Annotated in this window: 20 protein-coding genes; 13 read left to right on the top strand and 7 right to left on the bottom strand. The window is 56.8% G+C overall.

Annotated features, from left to right (window positions below; translation table 11 throughout):
- Positions 1–141: 141 nt before the first annotated feature.
- Positions 142–1,161, bottom strand: coding sequence for a helix-turn-helix domain-containing protein (locus ACR3EH_RS02855; protein WP_171646765.1), 1,020 nt, complete (start codon positions 1,159–1,161; stop codon positions 142–144).
- A gap of 286 nt (positions 1,162–1,447) precedes the next feature.
- Between ACR3EH_RS02855 and ACR3EH_RS02850 the strand changes: the two genes are divergently transcribed.
- The 6 genes from ACR3EH_RS02850 to ribD all read left to right on the top strand — a co-directional run bounded on the left by ACR3EH_RS02850 (position 1,448) and on the right by ribD (position 5,087).
- A complete protein-coding gene (locus tag ACR3EH_RS02850; protein WP_371732068.1) occupies positions 1,448–1,927 on the top strand; it encodes a thiol-disulfide oxidoreductase DCC family protein in 480 nt (159 codons plus the stop codon).
- A complete protein-coding gene (locus tag ACR3EH_RS02845; protein ID WP_171675478.1) occupies positions 1,927–2,475 on the top strand; it encodes a DUF4166 domain-containing protein in 549 nt (182 codons plus the stop codon). Before ACR3EH_RS02850 ends, ACR3EH_RS02845 begins: the two co-directional genes overlap by 1 nt.
- A gap of 78 nt (positions 2,476–2,553) precedes the next feature.
- A complete protein-coding gene (locus tag ACR3EH_RS02840; protein ID WP_171182616.1) occupies positions 2,554–2,958 on the top strand; it encodes a hypothetical protein in 405 nt (134 codons plus the stop codon).
- Positions 2,959–2,979: 21 nt separating this feature from the next.
- The gene (locus ACR3EH_RS02835) at positions 2,980–3,393 is read left to right on the top strand and encodes a secondary thiamine-phosphate synthase enzyme YjbQ (protein WP_171182618.1); all 414 of its coding nucleotides are present in this window, start codon (positions 2,980–2,982) and stop codon (positions 3,391–3,393) included.
- Positions 3,394–3,513: 120 nt separating this feature from the next.
- A complete protein-coding gene (gene nrdR, locus ACR3EH_RS02830) occupies positions 3,514–3,984 on the top strand; it encodes a transcriptional regulator NrdR (RefSeq protein ID WP_050602693.1) in 471 nt (156 codons plus the stop codon).
- A complete protein-coding gene (gene ribD / locus ACR3EH_RS02825) occupies positions 3,981–5,087 on the top strand; it encodes a bifunctional diaminohydroxyphosphoribosylaminopyrimidine deaminase/5-amino-6-(5-phosphoribosylamino)uracil reductase RibD (protein ID WP_171675480.1) in 1,107 nt (368 codons plus the stop codon). Before nrdR ends, ribD begins: the two co-directional genes overlap by 4 nt.
- On the opposite strand, the gene ACR3EH_RS02820 is transcribed toward ribD, so the two are convergent.
- The 3 genes from ACR3EH_RS02820 to ACR3EH_RS02810 all read right to left on the bottom strand — a co-directional run bounded on the left by ACR3EH_RS02820 (position 5,084) and on the right by ACR3EH_RS02810 (position 9,601).
- Complete coding sequence (locus tag ACR3EH_RS02820; protein ID WP_171182622.1) at positions 5,084–7,084, bottom strand: capsular polysaccharide biosynthesis protein; 2,001 nt, start codon at positions 7,082–7,084, stop codon at positions 5,084–5,086. The genes ribD and ACR3EH_RS02820 overlap by 4 nt on opposite strands.
- Positions 7,085–7,087: 3 nt before the next feature.
- A complete protein-coding gene (locus ACR3EH_RS02815; RefSeq protein ID WP_171183613.1) occupies positions 7,088–8,206 on the bottom strand; it encodes a polysaccharide biosynthesis/export family protein in 1,119 nt (372 codons plus the stop codon).
- Between the two features lie 69 nt (positions 8,207–8,275).
- Positions 8,276–9,601 carry a capsule biosynthesis protein gene (locus ACR3EH_RS02810; protein WP_171182624.1) on the bottom strand — a complete coding sequence of 442 codons (1,326 nt, stop codon included), beginning with the start codon at positions 9,599–9,601 and terminating at the stop codon, positions 8,276–8,278.
- Positions 9,602–9,739: 138 nt separating this feature from the next.
- Here ACR3EH_RS02810 and ACR3EH_RS02805 point away from each other — a divergent pair, with 138 nt between their 5' ends.
- The 5 genes from ACR3EH_RS02805 (at position 9,740) to ACR3EH_RS02785 (ending at position 12,946) form a co-directional block, all read left to right on the top strand.
- Positions 9,740–10,327, top strand: a complete 588-nt coding sequence (locus tag ACR3EH_RS02805; RefSeq protein ID WP_171089247.1) for a riboflavin synthase — start codon at positions 9,740–9,742, stop codon at positions 10,325–10,327.
- A gap of 99 nt (positions 10,328–10,426) precedes the next feature.
- On the top strand, positions 10,427–11,548 hold the full coding sequence (gene ribB, locus ACR3EH_RS02800; RefSeq protein ID WP_171182626.1) for a 3,4-dihydroxy-2-butanone-4-phosphate synthase: 1,122 nt from the start codon (positions 10,427–10,429) through the stop codon (positions 11,546–11,548).
- 2 nt (positions 11,549–11,550) lie between these two features.
- Entirely contained in the window at positions 11,551–12,102 is a 552-nt protein-coding gene (locus ACR3EH_RS02795) for a 6,7-dimethyl-8-ribityllumazine synthase (protein ID WP_171182628.1), read from the top strand.
- Positions 12,099–12,581, top strand: coding sequence for a transcription antitermination factor NusB (gene nusB / locus ACR3EH_RS02790; protein ID WP_171182630.1), 483 nt, complete (start codon positions 12,099–12,101; stop codon positions 12,579–12,581). The genes ACR3EH_RS02795 and nusB overlap by 4 nt, the downstream gene beginning before the upstream one ends.
- 59 nt (positions 12,582–12,640) lie before the next feature.
- On the top strand, positions 12,641–12,946 hold the full coding sequence (locus ACR3EH_RS02785) for a hypothetical protein (RefSeq protein WP_171089256.1): 306 nt from the start codon (positions 12,641–12,643) through the stop codon (positions 12,944–12,946).
- Positions 12,947–13,160: 214 nt separating this feature from the next.
- Here ACR3EH_RS02785 and ACR3EH_RS02780 read toward each other — a convergent pair whose 3' ends face one another.
- Positions 13,161–13,586, bottom strand: coding sequence for an SRPBCC family protein (locus ACR3EH_RS02780; RefSeq protein WP_171182631.1), 426 nt, complete (start codon positions 13,584–13,586; stop codon positions 13,161–13,163).
- Positions 13,583–13,903 (bottom strand): ArsR/SmtB family transcription factor, encoded by a 321-nt coding sequence (locus ACR3EH_RS02775; RefSeq protein WP_171182633.1) that lies wholly within the window; start codon positions 13,901–13,903, stop codon positions 13,583–13,585. The genes ACR3EH_RS02780 and ACR3EH_RS02775 overlap by 4 nt, the downstream gene beginning before the upstream one ends.
- A 114-nt stretch (positions 13,904–14,017) precedes the next feature.
- Between ACR3EH_RS02775 and ACR3EH_RS02770 the strand changes: the two genes are divergently transcribed.
- Positions 14,018–14,449 carry an MmcB family DNA repair protein gene (locus ACR3EH_RS02770; RefSeq protein WP_171174837.1) on the top strand — a complete coding sequence of 144 codons (432 nt, stop codon included), beginning with the start codon at positions 14,018–14,020 and terminating at the stop codon, positions 14,447–14,449.
- Between the two features lie 2 nt (positions 14,450–14,451).
- Here the strand turns inward: ACR3EH_RS02770 and ACR3EH_RS02765 are convergent, their stop codons facing one another.
- Positions 14,452–14,640, bottom strand: coding sequence for a DUF6324 family protein (locus ACR3EH_RS02765; protein WP_171089264.1), 189 nt, complete (start codon positions 14,638–14,640; stop codon positions 14,452–14,454).
- Positions 14,641–14,717: 77 nt separating this feature from the next.
- On the opposite strand from ACR3EH_RS02765, the gene ACR3EH_RS02760 reads away from it, so the two are divergent.
- Positions 14,718–15,200, top strand: a complete 483-nt coding sequence (locus ACR3EH_RS02760) for a GNAT family N-acetyltransferase (protein ID WP_171182635.1) — start codon at positions 14,718–14,720, stop codon at positions 15,198–15,200.
- Positions 15,201–15,228 lie beyond the last annotated feature (28 nt).

The following is a 15,228-nucleotide window of genomic DNA, read 5'->3' as shown; positions in this document are numbered from 1 at the left end:
TCGTTTGGCCATCACATTGGCCTGTTCTCTCATCACATTGGCGGGAATTCACACGGCACGGGCGCTGTCGATTTCTATATCGGTCTTGTCCACTCATGGGACAGGGCCGGGGCGAGGCCTAAGGGCCGATGACCCCCGGTCTTACGTTCGAATGGGATGTTCGACACGGGTTTTGAAGGCGCTTGGTGGCTGCCCTGTCCAGCGTTTGAAGGCGGTTGAGAAGGCGGCCTGATCCGCATACCCCAGCGAAAACGAAATCTCTGACAAGGACATCCGGTTGTTCAGAAAGGTCTGTGCCAAATCACACCTTAGGTCGTCCACGATGTCGCGATAGCTTGTACCTTCTTCTTTCAGGCGGCGGCTAAAGGTTCGCAAGCTCATCCCAAGCTCAGACGCAATGGCTTCGGCCTGCGGTATGGTGCCGGGCAGGGACTTAGTGATCATGCCTTCGGTCCGCGCGCGGATCGAGCGGTTTGGTTTTTCGCATTCGGCCAGCAGGCGTTCACCGTATTCCAGAAGATGTTCACGCAGTTTGGGATCATATGTGGGAACCGGTAGCTCCAGCGCTGAAAGTGGCAGCACGATCTCCATTTTCTCCGAGCCAAAGATCACCGGAAAACCAGCAATCTTTTCAAAGCTTTTGGCTTGATCCCCGACCTTGTGATGAAACCGAATTTCAATCGGTTGCAGGTTGATCTGGGTCAGATTGCGCATTCTTGCCAGTGCGGCGAAGATCAGAAATTCGGTGCGTCGATGGTAGCGTGCAAATCCAGCATCTTTCCAATCCGCTTCCAAAGCTGCAAAGTTGCCTGCGACGCGCAAACTGAGCGCGATAGCCGGGTCAATAATCCCGTGAAACCGTGAAAGGTTCTCCATCACCTGTTTCAGGTCTCTGGAATATTTGCTGATATATGCCGTCACGGTTGAGGCCGAGGTGACCTCAAGCCCGGTGCGGGCCGCAAATGTTATATCTTTGGTGGCGTCACAGGCATACCGGATGAAGAGGGCTTCTTTCTGAATGCTGCATGTCTCAACCGGGGGGGCGATGTCTTGCGGCTTCAGTCCGGTTTGGCCCAGAACAGCCCGAGACATGTTCGCATTGCCGCTGTAGCGATCCAACGCCTGAACAAAGAAATGAAGACGGCCAACATCCACGTCCATCGCAATAACAATACCTTACGATTACAAAACCATAGGCAGCATATCATAGAATTCCGTAAGGCGATTGTGATTTTCGCAGACCCGCGATCGTCGATGGCAGAATCCCGCAAGGAATTGACCAGGCCTCACATGAACATCACGGTCTGAATACCCAGATAAGGCGTGTTGCCGGGTTAGCACCTTCATGGGGATGAGGTCAGAGCCTTCGGAGAAATCACCACTCTCTGCTCAGCGCTCCCCGGCACGCTTCCTTTCGCAGATGTCGCATTGTTCCGAGGCCAAAGATTTGCGACCTTTCTGGAAAAGCGAGGTCTCGGATACCAAAGACGTGCGAGAAAGTGGCTTAAATTCAGAAGGCTACGGCCCGAACCTGATTGTGTTCGACGGCGAATGCGTCCTGTGTTCGTGGTTCTTCAAGTTCATGCTCAGACATGACAAGTTGCGGTGTTTTCAGTTTGCAACTGCGCAATCTCCGCTTGGGCAAAAGCTCTACCAACAGCTGGGTTTGCCGACACGGAACTTTGAAACCAACTTGGTAATCGTCGATGGTGTGGTCTATCAGCATCTGGATGCGTTTGCCGCAGCCATGCGTCAATTGCCGGGAATGTGGAAGCTGTTGTCGATATGCCGCTTCCTGCCCAAAGCGCTGAAAGTTCCCGTATACCGCCTGATAGCACGGAACAGGTACAATCTGTTCGGCAGATCCGGCACATGTCTGATACCGGGTGCCGACGTGAAAGCGCGATTTGCAAGCGACGGCTTTTGATGTCAAGTGACCCGTTTTTGCAAGCTTTGGCCCCCAATCACAGCTTGCCCAATGCGGTTCAGTGGCTGCACAGCACGGAAGGTCAGTATTCAGGCCAATGCGACATCGAGCGGGGCACCGGTTTTCTCACCAAGATCGCGACAAATTTGGCCGGGTTTCCTCCCGGCGGCAAAGACGTTCCTGTATCTGTTACGATAAACAGGATGGGCGAAACCTTAACTTGGACCCGCGACTTTGGTGGCCATTGCACCACTTCGCATCTGGTCTACGACGCAAATCGGAACTGTGTCCGAGAAAAATTCGGGGCGATTTCTATCTGGTTGCGGGCGAGCCTGCAAAACGGCGTGTTGCGCATTGAAATTCTCCGACTGAGCGTATTTGGCGTTCCTTTGCCCGCTTTTGCATTGCCGCGTTCGAACACGCGTGAATGGCAGGACGCGCAAGGCCGGTTCAGGTTCGACGTTTCGGCCAATGCGCCCGGGTTGGGATTGCTGATCCGGTACCAAGGTTGGCTCACACCTGATCACACAATGCGCGGAGCTGGCTGAATTGATCGTGAGGGGCACTGTGCAATTTGCGAAGCTGGACTAACCTAACTGGGACACACAATCAGGGAAGATTTAACGATGAAAATGTTTTCTACACTTGCCGCATTGGCCATAGTTGCCTTCAGTGTTCCCTTGACTGCGGATGCTGCGCGAAACGGGTATCGAACTGAACCGATCAACGCCACAGACTTCGAGGTTATCCCGCGAGGCGATCAGCGTACGGAAGGGTACTGGTGTGCGGCTGCGGATTATGCACGTCGAACCCTGGGACTTGGCTGGATGGACCGGATCTATGTCTTGCGCGGTTATGGGCCCAGTGTCACCACCGGACGCAGAACGGCGATTCAGTTTTCGATCAAGCAACCCCAGTCCGTCGATGTGCAACCCAGCAGCTTTATCTCGTTCGGCTTTCAGCCCGGCAACAGTGAATCTGTACAAGGTGCAAACGCCCAGTGTAATTATCGGCCGTTCTTCAACGACTGATAAACCAACAGGATCGTCACGATGCAGACTGAATTCGTAGTGCACACCCAAGGACCGGGGCTATACGAATTCACGTCTGACGTCCGTCACTGGGTTGATCAGGGGGCTGGTGATGGCGTTCTGACGCTGTTTGTCCGCCATACCTCGTGCTCACTGCTGATCCAGGAAAACGCCGACCCCGAGGTTCAAACCGATCTTCAGGCCTTTTTCGAACGCCTTGTGCCTCCGTCTGACCATCCGGCTATGTCCTATCTGCGCCATACTTATGAAGGGCCGGATGACATGCCAGCACATATCAAGGCAGCACTCATGCCTGTGTCATTGTCGATCCCAGTGTCGAAGGGCCGAATGGTTCTTGGAACCTGGCAGGGGATTTACCTGTTTGAACACCGCACTGCGCCTCATCAAAGACATGTCGCTGCACATTTGGCCTGACCCTTTATCTTGCGGTTGAAAATTCCGACTACCCAAACCCTAGCGGCTGCCCTATAGTTGTGGATAAGTAAGCCGCAGCGCTTACAAAAAGAGGCCGAACATGGGACGAGGAGACGGCGGATGCGCTGCCCGTTTTGCGGAAATATCGACACTCAGGTAAAAGACTCACGTCCGGCAGAGGACCATGTGGCAATTCGCCGACGCCGGTTCTGTCCAGCCTGTGGGGGGCGGTTCACGACGTATGAGCGTGTGCAACTGCGCGATCTGGTGGTGATCAAAACCAACGGTAAGCGCGAGGATTTCGACCGCGACAAGCTGGAGCGTTCGATCCGCATCTCGATGCAGAAACGGCCTGTTGATCCGGAACGGATCGATCAGATGATCTCGGGCATCGTGCGCCGGCTGGAAAGTATGGGCGACACGGATATTCCGTCCAACAAGATCGGTGAGATTGTCATGGAAGCTCTGGCGCGGATCGATACCGTCGCCTATGTTCGCTTTGCGAGTGTGTATAAGAATTTCCAGGCGGCCGATGATTTCGAGGAGTTTGTCCACGAACTGCGACCGCCGCAGCCTCCGACGGACGAGTGAACGAAACAGATAAGCGATTTATGGCGCTGGCCCTGTCTTTAGGGCGGCGCGGTCAAGGGACGTGCTGGCCAAACCCGGCTGTCGGGTGTGTCGTCGTGCGCGAAGGCCGAATAATTGGGCGTGGCTGGACACAGCCCGGGGGGCGTCCTCATGCCGAGACCGAGGCTTTGGCCCAAGCCGGACAGGCTGCGCGTGGCGCCACCGCCTACGTGACACTAGAGCCCTGTTCCCATCATGGAAAAACCCCGCCCTGTGCCGAGGCTTTGATCGCAGCAGGTGTATCTCGTGTTGTTGCTGCCGTTGAGGACAGCGATCCACGCGTGGCCGGACAGGGCTTTGCAATGCTGCGTGAGGCCGGAATTGAGGTTCAAACCGGTATTCTGGCAGAACAAGCAGAACGGGATTTGGAAGGTTTTTTCTTAAAGACCGAACAGGGCAGGCCATTTGTCACCCTCAAACTGGCCTGCAGTTTTGATGGACGGATTGCAACCTCGACAGGGCACAGTCAGTGGATCACCGGGCCACAAGCGCGCCGCGTTGTTCACGCAATGCGGGCACGTCACGATGCGGTCATGGTCGGGGCAGGAACAGCGCGCGCAGATGACCCGTCGCTGACGGTGCGGGACCTAGGTATTGCGCATCAGCCTGTGCGCGTAGTGGTATCGCGCCACATGGACATATCCCTGATGGGGCAGTTGGCGCGCACAGCCTCGAAAACGCCAGTCTGGCTCTGTCATGCGCATCACCCCGATGCCGAGCGTGCACGCGCTTGGGAAGGGCTTGGGGCAAAGCTCATCCCGTGCGCCTTGAAAGACCACCATATCGACGCGCTGGATCTGCTTCAGCAATTGGGGCAGGCCGGTCTGACAAGCGTGTTCTGTGAAGGCGGAGCAGCACTTGCGGCTTCGCTTCTGGCCGAGGATTTGGTGGATGAACTGGTTGGCTTTACGGCCGGTCTGACAATCGGGGCCGACGGGCTTTCATCCGTTGGAACCTTGGGGTTTGAAACACTTGAAGCCGCGCCGCGGTTCGAGCTTATCGAAACGCAGGTTGTGGGGGACGATATCCTGCACCGTTGGCGCAAACCCCCTGCGTTAGTCTAGCGCCAAAAATGAGCATGCGTTGCGAACGCACCCTGGAGTTTTGAAAGCAATCGATTGATCGGACCTGTCGCAGCGGCGTTTCCCTGTGACAGACGCTCGACTGCTACTTCGACAGGGCAGGCTTGACCGGTAACAGGATCGAAATAGCGGGGATAGTCGATCAGCGTGGCGTGGACCAAACCCAACAATGACGGTCTTGCGCCCCGACGGGCTGGAACGACCCCAAGGTCTGTGGTCAAGCCCCACCCGGCATAGAAAGGTGCGCCAAGGGTTGTCACCTTTACCCTGCGCAACAAAGCTTCGAACCCCAAAAGCGAGGTCATTGTCCAAACTTCCTGAACTTGGGTCAGCAACGCAGCGGGATCCGTGTGGGGTACGACAACGTCTGCCAAGACCGTTGCGTCAATCTTGCCTTCACGCAATCCGGCCTCGACGTCGGGATGTGGCTTGTAGATCAGGATCGCGTTTGGGTTGGCGTCGCGAGCAGCTTGCAGCAAATCCATATTGCTGCGCACTGCGCCTGTGCCCAACAGGATCGAAGCATCATCCTCGACCTGTCCGGGAACCAGGATGCGGTGCCCTTCAGGCAAGGTAGGGGCGGGTTGGCCCGTGTTGTACTTGCTCAATCCCTCAGCCAATAGCCGCTCTAGCAGGCGTTCGGCACGCATCTCCTGATCTGGGCGCAGTGTTTCGCGCAGGCTGATCAGGTCCTCCAACCGGCTGGGTTTTGTGGGGTCGTAATAGATGCCGATTTCGTCCGTGACCAATGACAGTGGAGGCACCAGTTCCGCCCCCAATCCGCGCGACCTGAGGAACCCGTCTTCAACCCGCACCGCTCCTTCGGTGTTTCTTGCCTGACTGGCCCAGACCATATGCGGGCGATCTGAGTGTTCTGGCTGCGCGGATGTGAATCTTAGTTTTCCGTGCCGCCCAAAAATCTGCTGCATGTGTTTGCGTTTCCACAGACGCATGCCCGAGGCAGTCCAGCCTTTATGGTCCTGACGCCAGGCGCGGGTTTGAGCTTCAAGCGTGTCCAGCGCCATCTCCAGATCGCAGATCTCGTCCCGGTATGGATCGTACCATGTGGGGTACAGCAGCATAGCTGCAGCGAAAAGTTGCGCGCGGGTCAGGTTGCGTTGGCGACGCGCAATCGGGTTTTCGTCCTGCGTCAGGCCCCAACCAGCATAGAAGGGTTGACCAAACACACGCGGTTTGTGCCCGGCCAGGATGGCTTCGAACCCCAGTTGAGAGGACACTGTATAAACGGCGACAGCACCTTCCAACAGTGGCCAAGGGCTGATCGGGGCGTCGAACAGCGAGATCCGATCTGAAAGATCCTGATCGGTGAAATGCCCTTGGCGATGACCCGCCTGCGTTTCCGGATGTGTCTTGATTAGTATCTGTGCGCCAGGGTTTTCTTCTTGCGCGACAAACAGCATTTCAAGGAAACGAGCCCGGTCCGCTCCGCTGGCTGTGACTGCAGCGTCTCCCACCGTTTGATCGACGACCAGTACGTAGCCGGGATCTGGAGGAGCCTCGTCCAGATCAAATGCGGAATATTTGCTGAGGTGCAATTCCTTGATCCGTTCGATTGCTGCGCGCGCGCGATTGAGCAGAGCGGTGTTGTCCAACGGATCGTTGATCAGAATCTTCTCAAGATCGGACGGTCGTGACGCATCGAAATGCAAGCCCGAGCGATCCAGAAGCAGACCCAGCGGCGGTTCGCCTTCGCGTCCGGGATGCAGTGACCTGAGAAGCGCATCTTCGATGCGCAGAACTGGAACTTCGTGCTTTTCGGCGACCCTCAAGCCTCGATGAGCCGTGGGACTGTTGCCCCAGACGCCCACGCAATCTTCGCTCTGGGGGATGCCCAAACGAATATCAAAGCCAGTCAGAGACAGTATTCTCTTGAGACGCTTTTGCGTCAAAAACCCGCCGTTATAGACAAACAACCGGGTGCGACTGGCCCCGGTTGCTTTGTCGGTGTCAGGTATCATGCATCAGTTGCCAGTCAGCGTGGCAACATTCGCAATTGGCGTCAGGCCACCTGCAATAAGCGAGATCGATTTGCTCCACTGTGCGTAGGGCGCTTCAGTCACGTAGATCGTGTCATCGTCGCGGATTACGAAGTCGCGCGCGATGAACAGACCGTTGGGTGAGGTCAGGTTCAGCAGGTAAATCATGCGCTGATCACCCTTCAGATCAGCACGGCCTGTGATGCTCCGGGCCACGCTCTCGCGTTCCTTGCGCAGGATGAAGATGCCTGTTGGATCCGACGACAGAGTTAGGAGGCCGCCCACCTGGGCAAGGGCTTCGAGCGCGGACAAGTCCTGGCTTTCAAATGCCACGCGGGATTGGCCGCCAGTGGCGCCGAGGGCGATGTAAGACCTGCTGTCTTCTTCCACGAGGATCCTGTCACCACCGCGCAAGGCTACGTCCAGCTTGGGGTTCCGGTACAAATCTTCGTACCAGACGGTGCCCTTTTGGCCTCCACGGATCAGGGTCACCAGTGCAATGTCAGACGCCACCGAGACGCCACCCGCCTGAGACAGCATACCCAGCAAGGACCGGGTCGGCCGCTCGATTGGGTAGATGCCGGGTGCTGCGACTGTGCCGGTCAGCGAGACAGTAGACCCGTCGCCAGCAGCGCGTCGTACTTCGACCTGAGGGTCTGGCGTCTGTTCCTGCAACTTGTTTGTGATCAGAACACGCAGTTGTTCCGGTGTGTTTCCGGCAGCCCGCAAACGACCTGCATAGGGGACAAAGATGAAACCCTCGCTGTCGACCTGCACCTCGTCCAACGCCGTTGCTGCACCCGTTTCGCTGGACAGAAGGCCATCGTCAACGTTTTCCCAGATGGTCAGGCTAAGGACGTCGCCGGGGCGCACGGTATCAGCAGTCAACGTCTGGGCGCTGCTAAACGACGAGGAAAAGCCGTATTGCGGGGTCGAGGACGTGGCACGCGTCACCCGGTCATCGACTTCGACAACAAATGCGTTGCCGCCGTTTTGAACGGCTCCCGCCAGAATTTCGGATTTGTTCGGTCCGGATTTCGGAAGCTGGCACGCCGCCAGAAGGCCGATTGCGGCCACAAGGGAAGCCCCCCGCATCCAACGCATAGGAGAGATGTTCACTGCCGAATATCCTCAGTCTTTTTTTACTTGGGCGCAGATTAGCGGGTCAGGCGCTTAACTTCCAGTCACAGAGTGGCCGTGTCCTTCAACGATTTTCAACTGTGGCGTCCGGGCCGCGTTCTTGTTGAGGATCGATTGATAGGGGTCGGTGGCCGTCAACATCATATCTGCGGCACGTCGCAAAGCCTGCCGTCGACCACGTCGGGAATAGAACCCGCCGGGCACTTGACTGGTCTCCAGAAGGAACTGCCGGTAACACCTGTAGGCATCGCTGTCCGGGTGCTTGGGGGCCGCGAAAAAGGCAGCGATAGGTTGCTGCGACACAAATTCCGGCTTCTCATAAACCGACCGCCCGAATGTTCGCAGCGGAATGCCGCGCCACAAGACCTGCTGACCTGCCGTCGAGTTTACGGTGACAGCCGAGTTCGCATCGTCCAGAAGCTTGGCAAGCTTACCGCCGGGCACATAGTGAATTCTGTCCCGGATGCCATTTCTTCTGGCGCTTTCCATCGCGTGACGGCGCAAGGGCTCTCGGTGGTTTTCCAGCGGGTGTTCTTTGATGACCAACCTGTGATGGGCTGGTGCGCCTTGCGCGAAGCCTTCGATCACGTGATCCAGGAATTCACACATGCCAGAATACCCGGAATGTGCCTGGACTGAGCTGTCATGCCCCAACTGCAGCAAGACAAGGTGATAAGGATAACCGCCCCGTCTGACCTGAGCCGTTGCAACGCTGCGGCGCAGCCGGTGAAAAGGCATCAAAATCAGGCGTTTGAAGTAAAGTCTGAACTCTTGTGATACGGGCAGTTCCCTATGTCGGCGGAAGTTTTTGTATCGCCCGTTCCGGAACATTACGAACCAATGATAGAGGGCGCCGTAGAAGATATGCTGCCGCATATCCCCCCAATGTGAGGGCGGTGGAGGCGATTTGCTGTCCGCGACTTCCAAAGCCTGCTGCATTTGTTCGGCATCCAGGGACATGAGCCGAGAGTTCCCGTTTGACCCGTTGCGCTCATAAGTGATCCACCATGGGCGCAGATAACCCTCCTCGAACACATGAACTATAACGCCACGCGCCTTCGCAATTTGAACTGCCTGAGCGTGAACCGGGCGGGTGTCCCCGTACAGTACGATATCGGTAACGCCCTTATCCTCCATGATCCGGCAAAGGGTATCAGGCCAGTTTTCTTGTCGTTCTAGGAACGGTAAAAAGCTTGCCTTTTCGAACCAGAATGCCTGATCACCGGCATTGAACCCAACGCGCCAGACCTGAGCCCCAGCGGCGCGCAGCATTTTTCCCAGCGCCGAGAAAAACGGCCCATGTGGTCCCTGCAGAAACAGGAATACGCGATCTTTTGGATCTAAGGGCGTATGCTGCATTTGGACTGCTCGTTTGGTTTTATTGTCGAAACTATGCCCGTTTGGGCGAGGCACGGCAAGGCAGGGCTTGCTCGCGCGGTCTGATAGGCTTACCTCGGCGGTGAGACACGTACAGCGTAGGGACTGAGGGTTAACGGAATGTTTACAGGGATCGTAACCGACATGGGCACCGTCACTGAACTGGAGCAGAAGGGAGACCTGCGCGCACGGATCAAAACAGCCTATGACACGTCCGGTATTGATATCGGGGCTTCGATTGCCAGTGATGGCGTGTGCCTGACCGTGATTGCACTGGGGGATGATTGGTATGATGTACAGATAAGCGCTGAAACTGTGTCGAAAACCAACCTGGATACGTGGACTGTTGGTAAACGCGTCAATCTTGAACGTGCGCTGAAGGTCGGCGACGAGTTGGGTGGCCATATCGTGTCCGGTCACGTGGACGGGGTGGCCGAGGTTGTTGCCGTCGAAGATGAAGGCGACAGCACCCGTGTGACTCTGCGCGCGCCCAAAGACTTGGCGCGGTTTATCGCCCCAAAGGGATCGGTTGCGCTGAACGGAACCTCTCTGACGGTCAACGATGTGAATGATTGCGATTTTGGTATCAACTTCATTCCGCATACCAAAGAGGTGACCACCTGGGGCGACGTTCATGTAGGTGATCGTGTCAACCTTGAGATCGATACGCTGGCCCGCTACGTCGCGCGTTTGGCCGAGATGTCCTGATACGTCGCGTCGCGCCCGATCTGCGCCGTTTGCAGGCTGGCCTTTGGGGTCTGAGTGGTCTATGCCGCCGTGCAAACATGCCATCTGAAAGGCTGCCCCATGAGCTTTGAAACCCCAGGACCGGTCGAGGCCCAGCTGCGCGACGCGATCAGCCCGATCGAAGACATCATCGAAGAAGCGCGTGCCGGCCGGATGTATATCCTCGTCGACCACGAAGATCGTGAGAATGAAGGTGATCTGGTCATTGCCGCTGAATTCGCCGATGCCGAGGCAATCAACTTCATGGCGACCCATGGGCGCGGCCTGATCTGTCTGCCGATGACAGCCGAACGCGTGGATGCGCTGGGGCTGCCGATGATGGCCGTCAACAACTCGTCCCGGCACGAGACGGCCTTCACCGTATCGATTGAAGCGCGCGAAGGCGTCAGCACTGGAATTTCCGCTGCTGATCGTGCGCTGACCGTGGCCACCGCGATCAATGAGCAGAACACAATGGCGCATATCGCGACGCCCGGCCATATCTTCCCATTGCGGGCCAAGCGGGGTGGGGTGCTGGTACGCGCGGGCCATACAGAGGCAGCCGTTGATATCTCGCGTCTGGCAGGGTTGAACCCGTCCGGCGTAATCTGCGAGATCATGAAGCCCGACGGCACCATGGCGCGTCTGCCTGACCTGGTTGAGTTTGCGCAAGAGCATAACATGAAGATCGGCACGATCAGCGACCTGATTAGCTATCGTTCGCGCAACGACAATCTGGTGGTGGAAACATCGCGTCAGACTGTTACGTCTGAGTATGGCGGCGAATGGGAAATGCGGATTTTCACGGACCAGACTCATGGCATCGAACATGTCGTGATGATCAAAGGCGACATCGCCACGCCCGAACCGGTTCTGACCCGCACGCACGCGCTGCACGAAGCGCCGGATATCCTGGGCCTCGGGCCGAAATCTTCGCGCGAGTTGCCCCGTGCGATGGAAAAGATCGCCGAAGAAGGGCGCGGTGTCGTCTGCCTGTTCCGGCAACCACGCAACTCGCTTTATGCCATCGATGATGATGGCCCACGCACCATCAAGCAAACTGGTCTGGGCGCGCAGATCCTGTCCAAGATGGGCATTCAGGAGCTGGTGCTGCTGACCGACTCGCCTGAAACCGTGTATTTGGGGCTCGACGCGTTTGGCCTGTCCATCGTGGGCACCCGTTCGATCCTGAAGGAAGACTGATTATGGCTGAACAAGACAAATACGGCATTCTGCCGACACCCAGTTTCGACAAGCCGGTGAAGCTGTTGATCGTGGCGGCCCCGTTCTATCGCGCGATTGCCGACAACCTGATCGCCGGAGCCAAGGCCGAGATCGAAGCGGCCGGCGGTACCTGCGAGGTGGTTGAGGTTCCGGGCGCGCTGGAGATCCCGACCGCCATCGCGATGGCCGATCGCCAGTGCAATTTCGACGGCTATGTCGCGCTGGGCTGCGTCATTCGTGGCGAGACCACGCATTATGAGACCGTCTGCAACGACTCGAGCCGCGCGATCCAATTGATGGGTCTGCAAGGGCTGTGCATCGGCAATGGCATCCTGACGGTTGAGAATGACGAACAGGCCGAAGTCCGCGCCAATCCAGAAAAGATGAATAAAGGCGGCGGGGCTGCTGCTGCGGCCTTGCATCTGATCGCACTCAGCCGTAAGTGGGGCTCTTCCAAAAAGGGCGTTGGTTTCAAGCCGCCGTCCGAGTCCATCCTTGTGGCGGGCGACAACAACGGACCCACGACAGCATGACCCAGACAGACGCGCCGAAGCCGGCCAACCAGAAACGCCTGATGAAATCCGCCGCCCGGCTTTATGCCGTGCAGGCGCTGTTCCAGATGGAGCAAACGGGCCAGACGACGGAAGCCGTCGTGAATGAGTTTCTGGATCACCGTTTTGGCGCCGTCTATGAGGGCGAAGAAATGCTGGACGGCGATATCAGCGTGTTTCGGTCGCTGGTCGACAACGCGGTGAACTTTCAAGCGCCGATCGATCAGATGACCGACCGCGCTCTGGTTGCCAAATGGCCGATTGCGCGTATTGACCCGACATTGCGTGCCTTGTTCCGCGCAGCTGGGGCAGAGCTGACCCAAAGCGACACGCCGCCCAAAGTGGTCATCACCGAGTTCGTTGACGTTGCGCGTGCCTTCTTCCCCGAGGGCAAAGAGCCCAAATTCGTCAACGCCGTATTGGACCACATGGCACGTGAGGCTCAGCCCGAGGCGTTCTGACGCCTTTACCGTCGCCTCCCAAGCGCTAGACTTCTGATATCAGCGCAAGGAGAGATACGATGCCGAAACTGATCCGTCTGTATATCACGCAAGTCGCTTGGGGTTTTGTCATCTCGGCAGTGTTTGTCGGCGTACTATTGGCGCTGAACGTGGCGAATCTGCGCCACCTGATCACCGGCTCGGAAATCGGCCTGATCGCGCTGGTCATGATCTGGTTCATGAATGGCATCGTCTTTGCCGGGGTGCAATTTGCCTACAAGATCATGAGCATGGCCGAAAAGCCCGGTGGTCCACGGCGTGGATCGCCTGTCGTGCACAGCTTCAAGCCTGCACTTGCCAAGCAGGAAGCCCGCGCAGAGCGCTGAAATTCAGGGAAAATTGCGGCGGGACCACCAGTCAACCGTGCGGTGTGATTCCCGAGGACCTGTATGTACAGGTGGGCGCCAGGTAATCAGGCCAGGACCTGAACAGAGCCAGCCCCCTCGGAATTGCTTAAGGCCACCAGAATGCTACCTGTCACAAGAAGGGCAGAACCCGCCACGCGTTTAACTAGGGTGTCTGGCGGGTTCGCACAAGGGGTCAGGCATCAACAGTTTCGTGCAATGCCACGCGCATCTTGCCAAAGTGTTCGTCCCACCCTTTGTCCAAGGCCAGGATCAGTTCGAAGGCATCGGCACCCTGCGGCAAGCCTTCGTGCAGCAGATCAAGACGCGTACCACCGGCCACAGGCTCCAAGGTCCATTTCACGGTGCTTACAGCATCGCCCATAGGTTTCACTGTGAACGTGTATTCAAGATATTTGGGAGGCTTAGCGACGCGAACTTCGCCCCAGATCAGCAAGTCGCCGCTTGTGGTGCCAAACATCTCAAGCTTTTGACCTTCGACCAACGGCCGTTCCGGTTTGTGAAACCATTCCGCCAAATGGCCAGGGTCTGTAAGATAAGCCCATACGGTTTCCGGTTCGGCCCTGAGGAATATTGATTTCTTCAATACAGAATCGGTCATTTTGATTTCCTTTCAACAGCTTCCTTGAGAGAGTTGAGGCGGTCGCCCCAGAACTGGTCAAAATAGCTGAGCCAATCCAGAACAGGGGCCATCCCCAGTGGTTCAAGTCGATTAATGCGTTCCCGACCGCGCACTTCGACCGAGATCAAGCCACCGTCAGAAAGAACAGTCAGGTGTTTCTTGACCGCAGCTCGGGTCATGTCGAACCGGTCGGTCAATTGCCCGATTGTCATGTCCTGAACTGCAAGCAGTTGCACGATGTCCCTGCGGGTTGGATCAGCCAGCGCACGAAACGCGTTTTGAGTTTGGTTTTCCATAAGCACCCTCAAATGAGATACCATTTGGTATCATATTAATGCAGTACCAAAAGGTATCATGTCAAGTCTGAAGGGACGCTTTACTTTTGTTCACCAATTGTTCACATTTGAGAAATGGTTTTGGATTTGCAACCTGGACAGAAACTGGCGCGGGGTGTCGCGCGACACCTTGCGACGCATGGTTTTGTATCTGTTGAGGAATTTGTCCCGGCACGCGGCTTGCGCGTCGATGTGATGGGGTTAGGCCCCAAGGGTGAGCTTTGGGTAATCGAATGCAAATCCAGCCGGGCGGATTATCAGTCAGATTCGAAATGGCAGGGCTATTTGGAGTGGTGTGATAGGTTTTTCTGGGCTGTCGACACTGATTTTCCGGTCGATCTTTTGCCCGCGGAAACCGGTTTGATCATCGCCGACGCGTATGACGCAGAAATTGTGCGCATGTCTCCTGAGGACAAATTGGCCCCGGCACGGCGGAAGAAGATGATCCAGAAGTTTGCAACAGATGCAGCACGTCGTCTGCACGCGCTGCGCGATCCGCGGCTTTAGCGTCAGCCTTTGACGGCCAGAGCGGCTTGGACAGCTGCGCGGATCTCATCCGCGATTTCTTCGGCTTCTTCCGGGTCGAAATCCATCGGAATTTCCACACCGTCAGCTTCGATGAACAAGCGTACCATACCCTGATCGGTTGGGCCGATTTGCAGATTCGCCTGAATGTCGCGTTCGGTATTGATGCCCATCTGTGCCTCCGAGACTGAGCATTCCTGCTAGCGCGCGCAGGGTTGAGAATCAAGTCACCTTTGCGGTCAGATAAATCATGGATGATGTCATACTCAGAACCTTTCAACCTGACGACGCCGCCTGGCTGGTCGAACAGCACGGTACGCTCTATGCGCGCGATGAAGGGTTTGACGACAGTTTCGCGCCTTTGGTTGCACGTATCCTTGACGAGTTCATCGCATCCCACGATCCCACCCGCGAAAAGGGGTGGATTGCAGAGCAGGGCGGGCGACGGCTGGGCAGCATTTTTTGTGTAGGTGTCGATCAACACACCGCAAAACTGCGCTTGTTTCTGGTTGTCCCCGAGGCACGCGGTCATGGGGTTGGGAAACGGCTGCTGGAAGCCTGTACAGGCTTTGCAAGGGACGCCGGTTATCAGGAAATGGTTCTGTGGACCCATGAAAGCCACAGGGCGGCATGTGCGCTGTACAAGGCGTTTGGGTGGGAACTGACAGACAGCAAATCGGTGCATTCCTTTGGGGTCGATCTTGTCGAACAAAGCTGGAAATTTCGGCTTTAATCCTCTTGCATTCCCCCGGCGCGTTCGG

Source organism: Ruegeria sp. BG7 (assembly GCF_056535685.1).
The sequence above is the reverse complement of the archived record's forward strand: the minus strand, read 5'-3'. Positions and strand labels throughout refer to the sequence as shown.